Raw genomic sequence first — 18,002 nt, 5'->3', positions numbered from 1 at the left:
TGGTGAGAGGACCCCCGATGCCTCGGTTTGTCGATCGCGTTGTAATCCACACCTGGGCGGGTTCTGGCGGTAACGGCTGCGCTTCGATCCATCGCGCAAAGTTCAAGCCGTTAGGTGGCCCCGATGGCGGCAATGGTGGCCGTGGCGGCAGCGTGGTCTTCGTCGTCGATCCTCAGGTGCACACCTTGTTGGACTTTCATTTCCGGCCGCACATCACCGCGCCGTCCGGCAAGCAGGGGATGGGCAACAACCGTGACGGTGCGGCCGGCGCGGATCTGGAAGTCAAAGTCCCCGACGGCACCGTCGTTATGGACGAAGACGGCCGGTTGTTGGCTGATCTGGTAGGCGCCGGCACTCGTTTCCAAGCTGCTGCCGGCGGTCGCGGCGGCTTGGGCAATGCAGCGCTCGCGTCGCGTACTCGCAAAGTGCCTAGCTTCGCACTGCTCGGTGAGAAAGGCCAGTCTCGTGATCTCACCTTGGAGCTCAAGAGCGTCGCCGATGTCGGTCTGATCGGGTTTCCCTCGGCCGGAAAGTCATCGTTGGTGTCCGTGCTCTCGGCGGCCAAACCCAAGATTGCCGATTATCCGTTCACTACGCTTGTTCCCAATCTCGGCGTGGTCTCGGCCGACGAGCATGCGTTCACCGTCGCTGATGTGCCTGGTTTAATCCCGGGCGCTTCGGCGGGTCGTGGCCTGGGCCTGCACTTTCTACGGCATATCGAACGGTGCGCGGTGCTGGTGCACGTGGTGGATTGTGCGACTTTAGAACCGGGGCGTGATCCGATCTGCGACATCGACGCGCTGGAGGCCGAACTCGCAGCTTATACCCCTACACTGCAAGGAGATACGACGTTGGGTGACTTTGCTGAGCGTCCCCGGGCGGTGGTGCTCAACAAGATCGATGTGCCGGACGCCCGTGAGCGTGCGGAATTCGTTCGCGACGACATTGCTGCCGAACGCGGTTGGCCGGTGTTTAGTGTGTCAACGGTCACCCGAGAAAACCTGCAGCCGTTGATTTTGGGATTGTGGCAGATGGTCTCTGCATACCACGCCACGCGGTCGGAGCTGGTGCCGGGACGGTCAGTGATTCGTCCGGTGCCTGTCGACGACAGCGGCTTTACCGTTGAACCGGACGGACAGGGCGGATTTGCGGTTACCGGTACGCGACCTGAACGCTGGATTCACCAGACTAACTTCGATAACGACGAAGCGGTCGGCTATCTCGCCGACCGGCTGGCCCGCCTCGGTGTAGAGGACGAACTGCTGCGGATGGGTGCGCAGCCGGGGTGTACAGTGACCATTGGTGGGATGATGTTCGACTGGGAGCCACAAACGCCTGCGGGGCAACCGGTCGCAATGTCGGGTCGAGGCACCGACGCGAGGCTGGAACGTAACTACCGCGTTGGTGCCGCAGAGCGTAAGGCGGCGCGGCATCAGCGCCGGCAAACACCGTGATGAGCTGTGAGTATACATCGCGACGCCATCAGGGCTGCTCGGAGTTTGGTCGTTAAGGTTGGGACTAACGCGCTCACCACACCGTCCGGGGTATTCGATGCTAGTCGGCTGGCCGGACTGGTCGACGCGATAGAGGCGCGGATGAAAGCTGGTACCGACGTGGTCATTGTGTCTTCGGGTGCCATCGCTGCCGGCATTGAGCCGCTCGGATTATCACTTCGCCCAAAAGATTTAGCGACCAAACAGGCCGCGGCTAGCGTCGGGCAGGTTGCGCTGGTGAACTCGTGGAGTGCAGCGTTCTCCCGGTATGGTCGCACGGTAGGGCAGGTGCTGCTGACTGCGCAGGATATTGCGATACGAGCCCAACACACCAACGCTCAACGCACCCTAGATCGGTTGCGCGCGCTGCATGCGGTGGCAATTGTCAACGAGAACGACACCGTGGCTACCAACGAGATCCGGTTCGGTGACAACGATCGGCTTTCGGCGGTGGTGGCGCACCTGGTCGGTGCCGAAGCTCTGGTGCTGCTCTCCGATATCAACGGGCTCTACGATTCGGATCCGCGGAAGAATACCGGTGCGCGCTTCGTTCCCGAGGTGAACGGGCCGGCAGATCTCGATGGTGTGGTCGCCAGCCGGGGTAGTTCCTTGGGAACCGGTGGGATGGTATCGAAGATGTCGTCGGCGCTACTGGCCGCCGACGCGGGCATGCCGGTGCTGCTGGCTGCCGCGGCTGACGCCGCAACTGCTCTTACCGATGCCTCGGTCGGCACAGTATTCGCCGCGCGGCCGGACCGGATGTCCGCCCGGCGGTTTTGGTTGCGCTATGCTGCCGACTCTGTCGGCTCGTTAACTCTCGACGAGGGTGCGGTATGGGCAGTCGTACAGCAACGCCGCTCGCTGCTGGCCGCGGGTATCACCGCGGTTTCAGGCCGGTTCTACGGCGGTGATGTCGTGGAATTGCGTGGACCGGACGCGACGATGGTCGCCCGCGGTGTGGTCGCCTATGATGCGACCGAGCTGGCCGCCATGATGGGCCGGTCGACCTCGGAACTGCCCTGCGAGCTGCGCCGGCCCGCGGTGCACGCGGACGACCTCGTCTCGATGTGATGCGGGTCAGGATGTCTTCGTTGCATCGAGATACATCTGCTCTTCAGATGATCTCGGCGTGTTTGCGGGACCAATACCGCTACCTGAGGGCGCGTAGTTTGTACAGTGACACGCCGATAACTCTGGCATTATGCGGACGCTTGCGCCGCACTGCCAGCTCATTGTGTCAACCCGGCAAATGCTTGGTGACACCAGTCGGGTGACAATATAGAGGGCAATGGATTTCTACAACTCCTACAGTCAGGGTTTTGTCCGCGTCGCGGCGTGCACCCATCATGCCTCCATCGGCGATCCGACGACCAATGCCACATCGGTTTTGCGGTTGGCCCGCGAGTGTCACGACGACGGCGTTGCCGTGGCCGTCTTCCCGGAGCTGACATTGTCTGGGTACTCGATCGAGGACATCTTGCTCCAAGACCTTTTGCTCGAGGCTGTCGAGGACGCCGTGCTCGATATCGTCGTGGCCTCCGAGGATCTGTTGCCGGTTTTGGTCATCGGTGCCCCGCTGCGCTACCGGCATCGCATCTACAACACCGCAGTGATCATCCACCGCGGTGTGGTGCTCGGCGTGGCACCCAAGTCGTACCTGCCCACCTACCGGGAGTTCTACGAGCGGCGTCAACTCGCACCTGGAGACGACGAACGTGGCATCATTGGTATCGGTAACTTGCGGGCTCCGTTCGGTCCCGACCTGCTGTTCGCCGCGGCCGATCTGCTCGGCTTGGTGCTGCACGTTGAGATCTGTGAGGACATGTTCGTGCCGGTACCGCCCAGTGCCGAAGCCGCGTTGGCAGGCGCGACGGTGTTGGCGAATCTGTCGGGCAGCCCGATCACGATCGGCCGCGCCGAAGACCGCCGCCTGCTGGCCCGCTCGGCGTCGTTGCGGTGTCTAGCCGCTTACATCTATGCCGCCGCGGGGGAGGGTGAGTCCACGACCGACTTGGCCTGGGACGGCCAGACGATGATCTGGGAGAACGGGGTGCTGCTAGCGGAGTCCGAGCGTTTCCCCAAAGGGGAGCACCGCTCGGTCGCCGACGTCGACACCGAACTGCTTCGATCCGAGCGATTGCGCATGGGCACCTTCAATGACAACCGTCGCCATCACCGGACGTTAGTTGAGCCATTCCGGCGCATCGAGTTTCGGCTCGAGCCGCCGGTCGGCGACATCGGATTGCTGCGGGGGGTTGAGCGTTTTCCTTTCGTCCCAGCCGATCCGCAGCGGTTACAGCAGGATTGCTGCGAGGCCTACAACATCCAGGTTTCCGGGCTTGACCAACGGTTGCGTGCATTGGACTACCCAAAGGTTGTTATCGGAGTTTCTGGCGGGCTAGATTCGACACATGCGCTGATCGTCGCTGCGCGCGTGATGGACCGGGAAAGCCGCCCGCGCAGCGACATTCTCGCATTCACGCTGCCCGGATTCGTGACCGGCAATCGCACCAAACGCAATGCCACCGAGCTGTGTCGCGCATTGGGTGTTACTTTTACGGAAATCGACATCAGAGACACCGCAACGTTAATGCTGAAAGAGATCGGTCATCCGTTCTCACGAGGCGAGGCGGCTTACGATGTCACCTTCGAGAACGTCCAGGCGGGACTGCGCACCGATTACCTCTTCCGGCTGGCCAACCAGCATGGTGGCATCGTACTCGGCACCAGTGACCTGTCAGAGCTTGGGCTGGGTTGGTCGACCTACGGTGTGGGTGATCAAATGTCTCACTATAACATCAATGCTGGTGTTCCAAAGACTTTGGTGCAGCACCTGATCCGCTGGGTTATTGCCTCGGGTCAATTCGAGGAGCAGGTCGATGATGTACTGCAGTCGGTGCTCGATACCGAGATCACTCCGGAACTTATTCCAAGCGGTGGTGAAGGAGAACTTCAGAGCAGCGAAGCAAAGGTTGGTCCATTTGCCTTACAAGATTTTTCGTTGTTTCAGGTCTTGCGGTACGGATTTCGTCCATCGAAGATCGCTTTCCTGACCTGGCACGCCTGGAACGATCCCGATTGCGGTAAGTGGCCTCCAGAGTTCCCCGAGGATAAACGACTGTCTTACTCGCTTAAGGAAATTAAGCATTGGCTGCAGATTTTTGTGCAAAGGTTCTATTCGTTTAGTCAGTTCAAACGATCAGCCTTGCCCAATGGCCCCAAGGTGTCTCATGGAGGAGCGCTATCGCCGCGTGGTGATTGGCGAGCCCCGTCAGATATGTCCGCACGGATCTGGCTCGATGAGATCGAACGCGAGGTTCCTGAAAAGTAGCCGGTTACGGCGCGTCTTCCAGATCAGGAGGGCTTTCCTGACCGGGTTCACCGCTGGTCGCTGTCTGTCGGTGCTGTTAGCGGCGAGCCGCAGCCGTGAAACCGGTACCGTTCTGGTCATCGCACATTATGTGCGCCAAGTGTCGTTAGCTGATCAGTCTGACACCAGAGATGAACCGGCCAACGATGGTGGTCTAGCAGCGATAAGCGTCGTCTCGCGTCCGCAGCCGGCAAGGTTCTTAGACACCGGTGGACTTGTACCTTGGTCGTGGAGACAAGCACGATTGACCCTGCGATGGAATCGAAATGCTTTGTCAAAAAAGCAATCTCTAGTACAAATATGCACATGACGATGTCGATAGGATTGCGCCCAAGCCCGAATACGCCGATGTGCGCCAACATCGTGGTTTCCTGTTCGTCCACGCCAATTGGCCAGGAATCGCCCATCTACAGTTGTGCATAAACTATCGATACTAGCCTGGTAAGTGCGACGAGGGTCTCGGTGACCTGCGTCTAAGCTACCCGCAGTACACTGAAAATTTTAAAAAACCTTGTTCTGCTCTATCATTAGTTAGATCACTGGCATCTCCAGTGTGATGACAAAGCTCACCCCGACCATCGATTCCAGTGAACCAATGTAGCTGTTGGTGCTACACAATCCGGTCGATCCAGTACGCTGGCGCTGTAACCAACTATGCCAGAAAAATTCCAGCACGATAAAAACCGCAAACAGCACGAGAGCAATATCGGCTGCGGTGGTTTTCATTGGCTGGCTTCTTTCGAGCGAGTCGGCATTGGGTGTGCAGTCACCGGAGTCGGGTAGCAGTACCGTGCGGTATAGTGAGTGCGCCCTGCCCTGTAGGCGCAGGCTACACGGTGCGCAACCGGTGAGCCTTAAAGCTCGACTCAGCGGGCCCGGTTTGCGTCACCAATTCGTGGCTAGGACTCTGGTGAACACATTGCCGGCCCCGGCTGGTATCCACAGGGGCAATTGCCGGAGAGTATATTGCGAACCCATCACCCGCACCAATATATTGCGTACCCAACGTGCCTAGAGTAGTCACGAAGTAGCTTGGCGAACAAGGTCATTTGCTCTCCTCAGGTTTTTTCGATCACGGCGCCGGCGAGGGCCGACAGTTCAGTTAGCGGCCCTGGATGCGGTCCTGCCGGTGAGGCATTGGGCATGAAGACCGCTCCGGGTGACCGGACTTTTGCTGTATGGCAGCATAAACGAGTGTCAGCTGGCTGTTCACGCCCAGCGCTACCACGATGGTGTTTTCGGCACTGGCGTCAACTACGAGATAACTGCTGTGCCGCTCGGTCCGGGCACGTTGACAGTTCCCTCTAGGCCAACACCGTTGGTCAGGAGGTGTGCTCGCCAATTACCCAGTGGCAAGGTGGTTGCCGACCAGCTGTCCTTTCGCACGCGCCTGCCGCTAGAGTTTAATTTGCCGCGTTTGCCGCCGGGTGTGCAGGTTACTGACGACGTCAATACGGTCTCGCTCGGGGGAAGCCGAGCAACGTTTAACTTCAGATCCATGTTTACACTCCCTATCACGCAGTTACGTGCCCGGCCCCATATTCCAAGACTCCGCTTCAGTCGCCAGGTCTTCGAGACTAATCGTGTCAATGCTATTCTTATCATTAATTACTTGCCCCATTCCGTCAACCAAGGATCCAGATGCACTAAGAGCGCCGCGTCATAGAAACGTTTTTGTTGCTATCAATCATCTCGCAGACTAGTTCTTCGGGTGAAGATCGTCATTGTCGATTACGATGTTAAACGTGATCGCTTGCAACAGCTCCAGTTGGAACACCTCCGGATCGTGAACCCTGGATGCTGCCACATGCTAACCTTCGCAGCAGTTTTCCTAAAAAATTTTGTCTTGCTGATTTTTTCATGCTTGACTTACGGATCAAGTCCCGGTGCTTGGCAGGAGCTTTACCGATGTAGTCGTTCGCTCATTAGTTTGCTTTCATACCGGTTCATGACAATTGCCTTGCACTACGCTCGGTGAGGTTATCTTGCTAAAAGTTCTTTTGAAAGGGCTCTTCGGATCTGCTTACCCAGATCGGTGGTGTCATACACCAGCAATATGCTATGATCAGCATAGCGATAATAATACGCAGCAACGATACATGCGGGATATTTCGATCATCGTCTGATACGAGGGCATGTAATCGAAATATGTATCACAGCGATCTTCGACGTAAAGACGTCGACCAAGGGTGACTTTAACAGTACCCGCGTTTGGCTCTTTGGTCCTGAAGTCCGCGCGCTAGTCTGTTCCGTTAGTCGATGCTGAGTTTGGCCAGAAGGATGCAGGAAGGCGATTGACAGCGAGTAACCTAACATACTATAGGATCCCTAGGCAGAAACCGTTGCGGCCAATGAGGGAACGATGCGGCAGGACCGCAAGGGTAGGCGCCGGTTTTCCGGGTGGGTGTCTGTCCAAGCTGTTGGTCTGCAGTGTGCTGTAGGTGGGCATGGTTGGTGTCATCGGTGCTTTATCCGGTCGCAATGCATTACGGCAAGTCGAATCCGAGCGGTTGGTCGAATTGCATGAGTGATATAAACGATCGGTAGAGGCGCTGCGTGTTGGGGAGGATCGCTGATCATCTACGAACAATGGGTTCGGTATCCTCGACATGAGGATCGCATTCAGCGTGGGCTTCGCCCAAGTCACTAACACGACGATCAATTCTCCTCCGCAACAGGCGATTGTGAACTACTACAATAAGTAAGATGATCAGTCAAATGACTTGTGAAACAATCGATCCTAACGAGATTCTGCCAATTTTTAATTCCCAGAAATACTTTCAAGTATACTGTACGACACCGTTCACGTCGGTATTTGATTCGGTGGGTGTATGAAGCCGCCACCGCTGGCTATGCATGGTTAGCAGTTGATTCCCGCTGCAATTTTTTCTTCGCGATATTGTCGCCTGCTTTGAATAATCGGAGTGTGCTGTTGGCTGAAAATGCAGGGCAACGCTGTTTACTCGGTCGACACGGTCCTCGGCCTCGTAACCAATATCCTTACTGGCCCCTATAGCGAATCTAACCTACGAGATGTGTACCAAAAGTGTTGCGGTTCAAAGATTTCGATTTCTTCTGGATCACCGAATTCCAGCAGTATCAGCCTCAACTTGCTGCGCCCACCGTGTGGGTGGTGTCGCCAGTCGGAATGAACGGCAAGATCGAAGGTGTCATGGCTCTGCCGCTGTCGATTTCGAAGACTAATAAGATTATGACTGCCGACAAACATTCATTGGGAAGCTGCCTGCATGGTCCCATCGACCGAGACATATTTGGCTGGACTAGACAATTTGATGCGTTCGGATTCACGGCTCTTGCTAGAAGACCCGCAAGAATACCGGCTCGAGGTGGTAGCTACCGGCATTGCACTCGACGTCGTAGACACAGTGATCGAGTTGGGTGGCTCAACACTGGTGCAGCTGGTTCCAGGTGCGAGTCTTCTCGCTGCCCAACGCGGACAGACCGGAACCTTCACCGCCACCCACTATCGAGACAATAAAGAAATGGAACACCAAGCCCTTTTGACAGTACCGAACTCCGATCTGCACTGGTCGATTCTGACAACCCGAGACGATTCGGATGCTTCTGCGCCTCTGAGCAAATTCAACAAGACACCGGTTTTGACAGTCGCGGTGATTTTTGTCATCTATGTCGCTTCGATGCTGCTTGCCCAGATACTTTTGCTGTCTATCCGGAGGCTAGAGGACCGCATGCAGAAGATCAATTCCGGCGACTACGTGGTCGACATACCAGGTATTTTCACGCGACGAAATCTATTCTATCACTGCTACTTTCAACGAGATGAGTTCTGATCTAGTGATCAGGAAGAGCTGCTCACAACGGGCAGTGTACGAAAAAGACCAGCTGTTGTTGGCACTGATGCCCGAGTCGGTTGTGCAACGGTATCGTGAGGATCAGGAGACCATTGAACAAAAAACCAGGACGTTGCCATCATTTTGCCTACAGCGTTGAGATTGATGATATTTTCAAAATCTATCGGGTGATGAATTGGTCGGGATTTTGGATTGATTATTACGAAAGTTTGATGCGTTCGCTGAACCTTCGGCATCGAACGTATGCGCATGTTCCACAATGGCTAACTTGCTAGTTGGAGTTTAACAATTCCACGATTGGATAACATTCAGCGAAGCGTCGGGTGTGCGGTGGAAATGTGGTAAATCATCGATGGATTCAACAGCCAAGCTGGCCACTAGCCGTGTCTTTGAATTGATATTAACATCGGCAACGTCGTCAGCAAGCTGGTGAATCGATCCGGTCTGTCTGTGACATGTGCGATTGTGCGGTAAGTCTAGCCTATCGAATGCACAGTGGCTCACAGCAGCTCGGCATCCATGTCCGCTCGCAGGTATACAAATCGATTCGGGACGTTTGACACTTCACGCCGGTCGGTGCGATGTCGATAGATGAAACTGATGAAGTGATCTATTGGGCATCGAAGCGGTGATGAACACCTTCCATTCGTCGTGGTTCTACCGAGCCGTTGGTATCGCTGTCGGCTTGCCCGTCCGGATCATCCCTCTCACCGAAATGCAGCATGTACTGCCGTGCAGGAAAAGTCACCTGGTTAGGTAAGTAGGCTTACTGCGCAACTATCTGCTGCCGCTCGGCGTGTTGTTGCTGCTGCTTGTCACAGATTCGGAGTTTCTGGCCGGAAAAGGCTCGGTACGGATCTTCACCATACTGTTCGGCTTCCTGGTGTTGGTGCTGTTGCTCCCTGGGCTCAACATCATGGTGCTTCAGGGAACGCCGGAAGGGAAGTTGGCGCAAACGACTGCTCGGGATCTTCTCGAAGTTGCATGGTTCGTGTTGATCGGGGTTTGGCCTGGCAATGCCGAATACTGCACGACGGTCAGGCTGAATTCGCCCACCTACTACGCTGCCACGCTGGTGATGTTCTTGCGGTGGGTCGGGTATGCTGCTCGCCCAGAACAGCTTCATCTTGACGACGCGCATGACGACTTCTCGACAACTAGCGCGCGTCGTGTCGTAGGGCGCCTTGCGCACAGTGATGAACCCCGAACTGCGACTGGATCTTAGCGATCTAGTAGGCGCTGATTCCGAATGCCAAGGTGGTGCACTATGGGGCTGACGCAACCGTGCAATACACGGGTGCGGTGCTCAAGGCGATGATTGTTCTTGGGCACCAGCAGTGTCCGTTTGACCGCAATCGGCTACGATGACGCCTTCATGTCGATTGGTATGCTCATCGAGGGACGTTCCTGGGCGTGACCACACTGACACGTGAACACAATCCGGGGCATACGTGCTAGAAGAGGGGACAACGCTGGAGGCCGATCGTGACCACCTCGAACAGATTGTGATGCGTAAACCTCTGCCAATGCAGGACTTGGGCCGGCCGATCTACGAGCGGCCCAGAGCAATAGGTGAGTTGAGCGGGAATCGGTGCTTTTAGCAGTGCTCTTCCCTTTAGCAGTGTTCATTTGAGTGCGGTGCAGCGTTCGAGTAGCTCCACCGTTGGTGGCTTGGGAAATGAAAATATCATGCGCTCGCAGTCGAGTCGCTTGAATTCCGGCAACATCGCCAGGTTCTCATCGCCTTGGTCTGCCACCATCGAGGTCAGGTGCACTTGTGCGGAGTGCAGGATTTCGGAAGGGTCGCCATCGATTTCAGCGTATGCGGTGTTCGAGCTAGCGTTTGCAACGTCCTATTCTCGGGCCCGTCGTAGCTAAGAATGTTCCATTCGTCGGCATGGTGTGCAATGACCCGCAGAATCTTTGGTTCTGAGCCATCGATCACAATCGACGGGTGTGGGACCTTAAGTGGTTTGGAGTAGCACAACGCGTTATCGGAGGGTAAGGAAGCGTCCGGTAAAGGTCACTGACTCTTCGGTCCAGAGCTTGCGGATCGCGGTCAGCGCTTCATCGAGCATCGCGACCCGGCTGCCCGATACTCGGCAAATCGATTCGTAGCCGCGGTGCTAGTCTTCATGCTATCCGGCACCGGTCCGGAAATTCACATGTCCGCCGGAAATGTGGTCGACTCTGACCGTCGGTATTGCGAGAGTGGCCGGACTCCGATAAGGCATGCTAGACACCGTGAGGCTGATTTGCTCCCGTTCAACGGTCACTGCCATAGCAGCCCTTGTGGTCCAGCCTTCAAACGTCGTCTCGTAGAAATGGCCGTAACCCCAAATGCATCGAATCCAAGTCGATCGGCGATTTTCTATAAGGCCTGCAATTCTGGGAATTTGGAACATAACCTGAATTTGACGGCTATCTGTCTATGATGGTGGTAGAATCGGGACATGGCGTTGTAGGGCCGGCAGGCTTTTTGCATCGATCCCGATACTGGCACCGATGAACGGGTGATCGTGGCGGGCCAAGGAAAGCCCGATAACCTACTTGATCAGTACTAAAGCACCATCGCGTCCCGACGTGCGCCAAGAAGTAAATAACGTTGCCCGGCGAGCCCGGGCCGCTGCGCGCTCCTGCGCAGTTATGCTGACGGTGGCTAAGACCACGCACTATGGGCCGCGGCAACGGACCACACCGAGCAGGTCCTAAAGGCCAGCACTGAGGACCTGCGGGCGGCTCGGGCCGCCGACGCACTGGCCGCGATGCTCGACAGGTTAGCTTTGGACAGGCAACTCATTGACGGAATCGCGGCCAGTGTGCATCAAGTGGCGGCGTTGCCCGACCCGGTCGGGGAAGTGTTACGCGGCTCATGATACTTTATATGGGCTGCAGTTTCGCCAGCAGGGGGTTCGACTCGGCCTAGTGGGCATGATCTACAAGGGGCCGGCCTGACATCACCGTCGACGCTTTCGGGTTGGTGTTCAAGTCAGGTAATGCGGCGTTGCTACGTGGCAGTTCGTCAGCGGCGAAGTCCAACTAAGTGCTCGTCGAAGTGTTGCTCACCGCGTTGGTTAGCGAGGACTTGCCCGTCGACGCAGTCCAGCTGCTTTCAGCTGCCGACAGATCCACGGTCACCCACTTGATCCAAGCTCACGGCCTGGTGGACGTAGTGCTCCCGCGCGGGAGAGCGAACCTGATCGACATGGTGGTCCGTGACGTGCAAGTGCCTATTACCGAAACCGGTGTCGGCAACTGTCACGTCTACGTGCATCAGGCTGCCGACCTGGAGGTTGACGAATGGATCCTGCTGCACTCCAAGACCCGTCGGCCCAGTGACTGCAATGCCGCTGAGAAGCTGTTGATCGACGCAGCGATTGTCGATCACACCATGCCTAGGTTGGTGGCTGCCTTGCAAGATGTCGGAGCGGCGGTACACGGTGGTCTTTCGGGAGGCCCGGACAAGGCTGACCTGTGTCGCGAATACTTGTCGATGGACATCGCCGTGACGGTGGTCGACGCATCGACGGCATTCACGGAAGGTGAGTAGTTCGGTTTTGGCGCCGAGATCGGTACCTTCACTCAGAAATTGCATTCCCGTGGTCCAATGTTACTGTCGGAAATGACCTCGACCAAGTGGGTCGCATGGGGGTAAGGTCAGATCCGACTGGCCTGACCCTATCGCTATTTCGCCGGGCACAACCAGCTTGGAAGCATCCGATTATGACCGTGCCAGCTCGGCTCATGCCGCTGTTTGTCGATATCCTTGATGTCTCGCAGTGACTGGCCGAGACCGTCCCACCTGCTAGACACTGCCACCGCTACGGTGGTGTTTCTCACCGACCGGTTGGGCAAGTCGTTGCTGGTGGCAGGCCTCGCTGACAGTCGGCAAGACCGAGTTGGCCCGCGCAGTCGCTCAGGCCACTGAACTCTGATCTGGTCCGGCTGTAGTGTTCTGAGGGGGTCTATTAGGCGCGTGCACTGTATCTCGTACGTTGTATTGCGTGGAATTACGCTAAAACAGATTCTGCGCATCCAGGACGGCTCCGGAGACGGCAGCGATTGGGACCGTACGAAAAATGATGCGTTCAGCGAGGAGTTTCTGTTGCAGCGTCCGTTGCTGACTGCGATCCGGCACATCAAACCGACGATGCTGTTGATCGACGCAACTAACAAAGCCGACATCGAGAGTGAAGGCGTGTTGCTAAAGTCGCTGTCCGACGTCGCGGTTACGATCCCAGAACTGGTTATCCTCACCGCGGTCCGGGCGCCGTTTGTGGCGTTAACTTCCAACGCCACCCGCGAACTGTCTGATGCGTTCAAGCGCCGTGCGTGTTCTTACACATCGACTTCCCCAGCCCTGAACGGGAACGCCGGATTCGGTTGTCCCGAGTCCCCGAGCTGCCTAAGCGCTTCGCCAAGGAGCGGGTACGGATCATCGGCGTGCTGCGTGAGATGCAGCTCAAGAAAGTGTACGTCCATCGCTGAGACCATCGACTGGGGTCGTGCGATACTCGCACTGGGCCTAGACACCATCGAAGACGCGGTTGTTGCTGTCATATTTCGGCGTGGTTATCCAGCGTCAATCCGACCAGCAACGTGCCATCGGGAAGCTGGGGTTGAATTAAATAATAAAACCCATCTAATGGCTACCCATCATATCTGCACCACCCAGCAGCTCGCCCCGCACAGGCTGTCCGTCCATTTGGCTGGTTTCGTGGGAGCGACTCTCCAGCAAGGGATTTCGTTGTGCCCTTCTGAGAAGAGCGACACCGACGACATCAATATTATCTCTATGGGTTTCGGTAGCATTGGGCGCACGCCGCCGTGGTCAAAAACGAAGAAGCAGCAGGGTCCGATTACGGCAGTGTGCCGCCTGACGACGTTCGAGGCAATGCGCTAGCTGCTTCTGGACCTACTAACGGACAATGCAGATCTCGCTGGGATAGATGAGTGGTTTATGGGGATAAGCGTGCGGATCTGGAGGTGTAAGGTAAATGCAACTCCGTTCGCGGTCTGCAGGTCTCATCGTGTCAGGCGGTTAAGGCAATGGCGCTGAATGAACTGGAAGGCAAGTTGCTCGCGGGGCGGTTAACCCGTTACAGTGAAGAGCCCACACCCACCCAGTAGAAGAGCGCCAAATACCTTGCAAAATAAAGTATCATGAAGCTTCGTAGCATGACGGATCCGATACCAAGCGGCACGTTACTGAGCGACTTGGTCACTGCCATGTTCAAATGTATTGGATACAAAAGCTTTCGGCAAAGTCGAGTTTTTTGCGTGTCTCAGATGATCAGCTACACCAGATGCGCCGTGTGGTAGCCCTGCTGACTCGCACGCTTGCATCTCGGCTGGCAAGCCCGTCGGTGGCACGCCCGCGCCGAGTCGGTAGATCTGCTTAAAAAGCTGTGCAAGTCGATGTCGACTAATCGGGGTGCTAATCGAAGTAACGTTGACCAAACCTCGTCCCGCACGCTCGGAATGAGTCGTCTTGCGCTACGTGTCCGGTTCAATCGCTGGATTTAGCAACTTCACTTTGCTTGCTGGTACACGCTCTGAGATAACAGTGCTCACGCGTTCGTGTCTTCGCATTTATCGACACCACCGATGAGGTGACCCATAGATGCCAACCTGACTGTGGCGATCCAGCGGATCATCCGGGAGGTCGGTGTCTACAGCTCTCGACGAACGCTCCTACGACGGCAACGCATTCATCTCGTTCATGCGGGTTCACCCGAATGCACTGTCGTCACACAGCTCGCTGCTGGTGCTAAAGGACGGGCGCACCAACTACCGCGATCCGGCCATTAACTTCCTATCTTACATCGTGACCGACAACCAGCATGCGCACTGGCTGAACTTTGAGCCTAAACACCTATGGGGCAGCGGCGCTCAGCGGTGCCACGCTACCAAGAGGTTGATCGATATGCACGAACGTTGCTCCGCCAAGCTACTTGCCGCGGCGATAAACCAGCTGTTACCGGTTTGAGGTCGCCACGATTGCTCAGGCTAGAGTTCGATGTCCACGTCGAGAGGTGCGATAGACCTCCACTGCTCGCCGAGCACGAAGTCACTAGGGTTGAGTGAATATTCTTTTGCCGTGGCACAGACTAGGGCGTCATGAACTGGGTCACTGGTGCGTTTCGGCCGTTTCGGATTTTGCCAATATTGTTGTGATGGCAAGAGTCCCGAGAAACCTGGTCTCCGGAGAGGTTTTGTGGCCAGTACCTTGCGCAATGGTCATCACAGTCCTGCGGTCTGACGGTAGCAGTTGGGCCAGGAGAGAGAATATCTCATAATGCGGCGTGGCCGATTAGACCCAATCTCCGGCTGTGTAGAGTCCGGAAGGTGTCCTCGTGGTGGGTTGTGATCGGCAACCACCGGTATGGCGGCGATGCTAGTGTCCACAAGCGATGTAGGCTATGTTAGCATTGACTAGACATAGCGCAATGTCCGGGGGACGGTGTCGGTGATTTCCGCTTCGCCTGTCGGTAGCACAAAGCGCTCGTCGAGAGAGTAACCGGTTTAGTGACTCTATGCGGAGTCCATCCCCTTCAACGGTTGCTTCAACCTTACCCGGTCACAGCCTGAGATGGTCGTGTAGAGGCGACGGGATAACTAAACCGCCTGCTTTATCAATGGTTGCACGCATGCTTAGGGGTTACAGCTTGACTGCCGAGGCTAACTAGCGTGATCACGACCTTCGCAATCTACTCAAGTAGACTAGCAAATTGTGCAAAAACACCTCCGTCGGCTGGGAGTCATGGGTGGGACGTTCGACCCTATCCACTACGGTCATCTAGTTGCTGCAAGTGAGGTGGCGCACCTGTTCGAACTCGACGAAGTGATGTTTGTGCCCAGCGGACAGCCTTGGCAAAAAGGCCGCCACGTCTCCGCTGCTGAGGACCGATACTTGATGACGGTGATCGCGACCGCATCCAATCCGCGTTTCTCGGTGAGCAGAGTCGACATCGACCGTACCGGCCCCACCTACACCAGGGATACGGTGCACGATCTGCACGCCCTCCACCCTGACGCCGAGTTGTACTTCATCACCGGCGCCGACGCGCTGGCTTCCATTCTGTCTTGGCAAGGTTGGGATGAGCTTTTCGACTTGGCGCGGTTCGTCGGGGTCAGCCGACCCGGCTATGAGCTGGGCCATGAGCACATTACCGGGGTTCTGGGCGAGCTCCCCGCAGAAGCGTTGACATTGATCGAGATCCCAGCGTTGGCGATCTCGTCGACCGACTGTCGGCAGCGTGTCGAGCAGCGTCAACCGCTGTGGTACCTGATGCCCGACGGTGTCGTGCAGTACGTGTTTAAGCGCCGACTCTATCGTGGACCTTGCGGCGTGACTGGAACCGGGCGTTTAACGATCCCCAGCCTGGTCATCGGAAACGACACATGAGTGCCACAAAGGAGGCGATCGATATGGCGACGGTGGCAGCCGCAGCGGCCGCCGCGAAGCTAGCCAACGACGTCGTCGTCATCGATGTCTCCGAGCAACTAGTTGGCATTACGGACTGTTTCGTCATCGCCTCGGCGTCCAATGAAAGACAAGTCAATGCCATCGTCGATGAGGTCGAGGAGAAAATGCGCCGAGCAGGCTACCGGCCGGCGGGCTGTGAGGGGGCTCGTGAAGGCCGCTGGACGCTGCTAGATTACCACGACGTCGTTGTACATATTCAGCATCAGGACGATCGTGACTTCTATGCCCTGGATCGACTGTGGGGTGATTGCCTGGTGGTACCAGTGGACATATCTCAAAATTCCGGGCAGTCAGCGAGCCCGTGATGAAGACGCGTCGTTTGGTGATGTTGCGGCATGGGCAGACGGACTTCAACCTCGGTAGCCGGATGCAGGGCCAGCTAGACACCGAGCTTAGTGAACTGGGGCGCGCCCAGGCGGTCGCTGCCGCCGAGGTACTGGGTAAGTTGCAGCCGTTGCGGATCGTGTCGTCGGATCTGCGGCGCGCCTATGACACGGCGATCAAACTGGGGGAGCGGACCGGGTTGACGGTCCGGGTGGACGACCGGTTACGCGAGGCCCACCTCGGCGACTGGCAGGGCCTAACCCACAGCCAGATCGATGCCGATGCCCCGGGTGCCCGGCTGGCATGGCGCGAAGATGCAACGTGGGCACCGCATAGCGGGGAGAGCCGGGTTGACGTGGCGGCCCGCAGCTTGCCGGTGGTCACTGAGGTGGTGTCCGGTGCCCCGGAGTGGGGTGACCTTCATGAGCCGGATCGACCGGTGGTGCTGGTGGCTCACGGTGGCTTGATCGCCGCCTTGTCGGCTGCGTTGTTAAGGCTCCCGGTCGCCAATTGGTCGATTTTGGGCAGCATGGGTAATGCCAGTTGGGTGCAACTGTCCGGCCATTCTAATGAGTCAGACAGCGAACTGGATCTAATTCGGTGGCGTCTAGACGTGTGGAACGCTTCGGCGCAGGTCTCTAACGATGTGCTCTGAGGTAGTGTCAAGACCTGTATTGCTGGTCTTTGCCGACTCGCTGGCTTACTATGGGCCTACCGGAGGCTTGCCTGCTGACGATCCCCGTATTTGGCCCAATATTGTTGCTTTGCAATTAGGCTGGGATTTAGAGCTGGTGGGTCGAATCGGCTGGACGTGCCGGGATGTTTGGTGGGCGGCAATCCAGGATCCGCGGTCCTGGGCGGCGCTGCCGAGAGCAGGCGCGGTAATCTTCGCCACCGGAGGCATGGATTCGCTGCCCTCGGTGTTACCGACCGCGCTACGTGAGCTGATCCGCTACGTGCGGCCGCCCTGGCTGCGGCGTTGGATCCGCGGCGGATATGGCTGGGTGCAGCCGCGGCTGTCCCCAGTGGCTAAACCTGCGTTGCCGCCGTACTTGACCGCTAAGTACCTTGAACGGACCCGTGGTGCAATCGATTTCAACCGTCCAGGAATCCCGATTGTGGCATCACTGCCATCGGTGCACATCGCCGATACCTACGACAAGGCTCACCACGGCCGGGCGAGGACTGTGGCGGCGATCACAGAATGGGCGCAGCGCCATGCTATTCCCTTGGTGGATCTCAAAGCAGCTGTTGCTGAGTACATTTTAAGCGGACGTTGTAATCCCGACGGCATTCATTGGAATTTTGAGGCGCACCAGGCGGTCGCGGAACTGATGATCAAGGCGTTGGCCGAAGCCGGGGTGCCAAAAGAGGAATCTCGCGGCTAGAGTATGCCCCGCGCTGGCGACGGCGTAGTGGGGGAACCGCCCGCTTGCAGGAGACCAAGCGATGAGGAGGAACGGCGCCCGTGACCGTCGTGGTGGTGACTGACG

At 57.1% G+C, this 18,002-nt stretch carries 13 protein-coding genes and 2 pseudogenes; 14 read left to right on the top strand and 1 reads right to left on the bottom strand.

Annotation, left to right across the window (positions count from 1 at the left end; translation table 11 throughout):
* The first annotated feature begins 17 nt into the window (after positions 1-17).
* The 3 genes from obgE to MLPF_RS09835 all read left to right on the top strand — a co-directional run bounded on the left by obgE (position 18) and on the right by MLPF_RS09835 (position 4,824).
* Complete coding sequence (gene obgE / locus MLPF_RS09845; protein WP_045843172.1) at positions 18-1,454, top strand: GTPase ObgE; 1,437 nt, start codon at positions 18-20, stop codon at positions 1,452-1,454.
* A gap of 6 nt (positions 1,455-1,460) precedes the next feature.
* Complete coding sequence (gene proB / locus MLPF_RS09840) at positions 1,461-2,564, top strand: glutamate 5-kinase (protein WP_045843171.1); 1,104 nt, start codon at positions 1,461-1,463, stop codon at positions 2,562-2,564.
* A gap of 217 nt (positions 2,565-2,781) precedes the next feature.
* Positions 2,782-4,824, top strand: coding sequence for an NAD(+) synthase (locus tag MLPF_RS09835; RefSeq protein ID WP_045843170.1), 2,043 nt, complete (start codon positions 2,782-2,784; stop codon positions 4,822-4,824).
* Positions 4,825-5,394: 570 nt separating this feature from the next.
* Here the strand turns inward: MLPF_RS09835 and MLPF_RS09830 are convergent.
* Positions 5,395-5,589 (bottom strand): hypothetical protein, encoded by a 195-nt coding sequence (locus MLPF_RS09830; protein ID WP_045843169.1) that lies wholly within the window; start codon positions 5,587-5,589, stop codon positions 5,395-5,397.
* A 2,567-nt stretch (positions 5,590-8,156) separates the two neighbouring features.
* Here MLPF_RS09830 and MLPF_RS09825 point away from each other — a divergent pair.
* The 11 genes and pseudogenes from MLPF_RS09825 to octT all read left to right on the top strand — a co-directional run bounded on the left by MLPF_RS09825 (position 8,157) and on the right by octT (position 17,897).
* On the top strand, positions 8,157-8,675 hold the full coding sequence (locus MLPF_RS09825; protein WP_237755986.1) for a hypothetical protein: 519 nt from the start codon (positions 8,157-8,159) through the stop codon (positions 8,673-8,675).
* Positions 8,665-8,835, top strand: a complete 171-nt coding sequence (locus tag MLPF_RS09820; protein ID WP_156147114.1) for a hypothetical protein — start codon at positions 8,665-8,667, stop codon at positions 8,833-8,835. Before MLPF_RS09825 ends, MLPF_RS09820 begins: the two co-directional genes overlap by 11 nt.
* A gap of 660 nt (positions 8,836-9,495) precedes the next feature.
* On the top strand, positions 9,496-9,921 hold the full coding sequence (locus tag MLPF_RS09815; protein WP_236685042.1) for a hypothetical protein: 426 nt from the start codon (positions 9,496-9,498) through the stop codon (positions 9,919-9,921).
* Positions 9,922-11,279: 1,358 nt separating this feature from the next.
* Positions 11,280-12,351 (top strand): annotated as a pseudogene (locus MLPF_RS09810) (aldehyde dehydrogenase family protein).
* Between the two features lie 128 nt (positions 12,352-12,479).
* Positions 12,480-13,324, top strand: a pseudogene (locus tag MLPF_RS09805) (AAA family ATPase).
* Between the two features lie 119 nt (positions 13,325-13,443).
* Positions 13,444-13,599: a hypothetical protein gene (locus MLPF_RS17625; RefSeq protein ID WP_236685041.1), complete on the top strand. Its 156-nt coding sequence runs from the start codon at positions 13,444-13,446 to the stop codon at positions 13,597-13,599.
* A gap of 765 nt (positions 13,600-14,364) precedes the next feature.
* Positions 14,365-14,685, top strand: a complete 321-nt coding sequence (locus tag MLPF_RS17620) for a VWA domain-containing protein (protein WP_236685040.1) — start codon at positions 14,365-14,367, stop codon at positions 14,683-14,685.
* A 744-nt stretch (positions 14,686-15,429) separates the two neighbouring features.
* Complete coding sequence (gene nadD / locus MLPF_RS09790) at positions 15,430-16,104, top strand: nicotinate-nucleotide adenylyltransferase (RefSeq protein ID WP_082082375.1); 675 nt, start codon at positions 15,430-15,432, stop codon at positions 16,102-16,104.
* Positions 16,101-16,490, top strand: a complete 390-nt coding sequence (gene rsfS / locus MLPF_RS09785) for a ribosome silencing factor (RefSeq protein WP_045843166.1) — start codon at positions 16,101-16,103, stop codon at positions 16,488-16,490. Before nadD ends, rsfS begins: the two co-directional genes overlap by 4 nt.
* A complete protein-coding gene (gpgP, locus tag MLPF_RS09780; RefSeq protein ID WP_045843165.1) occupies positions 16,490-17,164 on the top strand; it encodes a glucosyl-3-phosphoglycerate phosphatase in 675 nt (224 codons plus the stop codon). Before rsfS ends, gpgP begins: the two co-directional genes overlap by 1 nt.
* Positions 17,154-17,897 carry a diglucosylglycerate octanoyltransferase gene (octT, locus tag MLPF_RS09775; RefSeq protein WP_045843164.1) on the top strand — a complete coding sequence of 248 codons (744 nt, stop codon included), beginning with the start codon at positions 17,154-17,156 and terminating at the stop codon, positions 17,895-17,897. The genes gpgP and octT overlap by 11 nt, the downstream gene beginning before the upstream one ends.
* Positions 17,898-18,002 lie beyond the last annotated feature (105 nt).

The sequence above is a fragment of the Mycobacterium lepromatosis genome (assembly GCF_000975265.2).
Lineage (GTDB): Bacteria > Actinomycetota > Actinomycetes > Mycobacteriales > Mycobacteriaceae > Mycobacterium > Mycobacterium lepromatosis.
Note: the sequence above shows the minus strand (reverse complement) of the source record. Positions and strands in the feature narration are given on the sequence as shown.

What these genes read in the sequence shown, in the direction of transcription:
- obgE (WP_045843172.1), top strand. Translation starts at nt 18, where the DNA reads ATGCCTCGGTTTGTCGATCGCGTTGTAATCCACACCTGGGCGGGTTCT.
- MLPF_RS09835 (WP_045843170.1), top strand. Translation starts at nt 2,782, where the DNA reads ATGGATTTCTACAACTCCTACAGTCAGGGTTTTGTCCGCGTCGCGGCG.
- MLPF_RS09830 (WP_045843169.1), bottom strand. Translation starts at nt 5,589, where the DNA reads ATGAAAACCACCGCAGCCGATATTGCTCTCGTGCTGTTTGCGGTTTTT.
- MLPF_RS09825 (WP_237755986.1), top strand. Translation starts at nt 8,157, where the DNA reads ATGCGTTCGGATTCACGGCTCTTGCTAGAAGACCCGCAAGAATACCGG.
- MLPF_RS09820 (WP_156147114.1), top strand. Translation starts at nt 8,665, where the DNA reads ATGAGTTCTGATCTAGTGATCAGGAAGAGCTGCTCACAACGGGCAGTG.
- rsfS (WP_045843166.1), top strand. Translation starts at nt 16,101, where the DNA reads ATGAGTGCCACAAAGGAGGCGATCGATATGGCGACGGTGGCAGCCGCA.
- gpgP (WP_045843165.1), top strand. Translation starts at nt 16,490, where the DNA reads ATGAAGACGCGTCGTTTGGTGATGTTGCGGCATGGGCAGACGGACTTC.
- octT (WP_045843164.1), top strand. Translation starts at nt 17,154, where the DNA reads ATGTGCTCTGAGGTAGTGTCAAGACCTGTATTGCTGGTCTTTGCCGAC.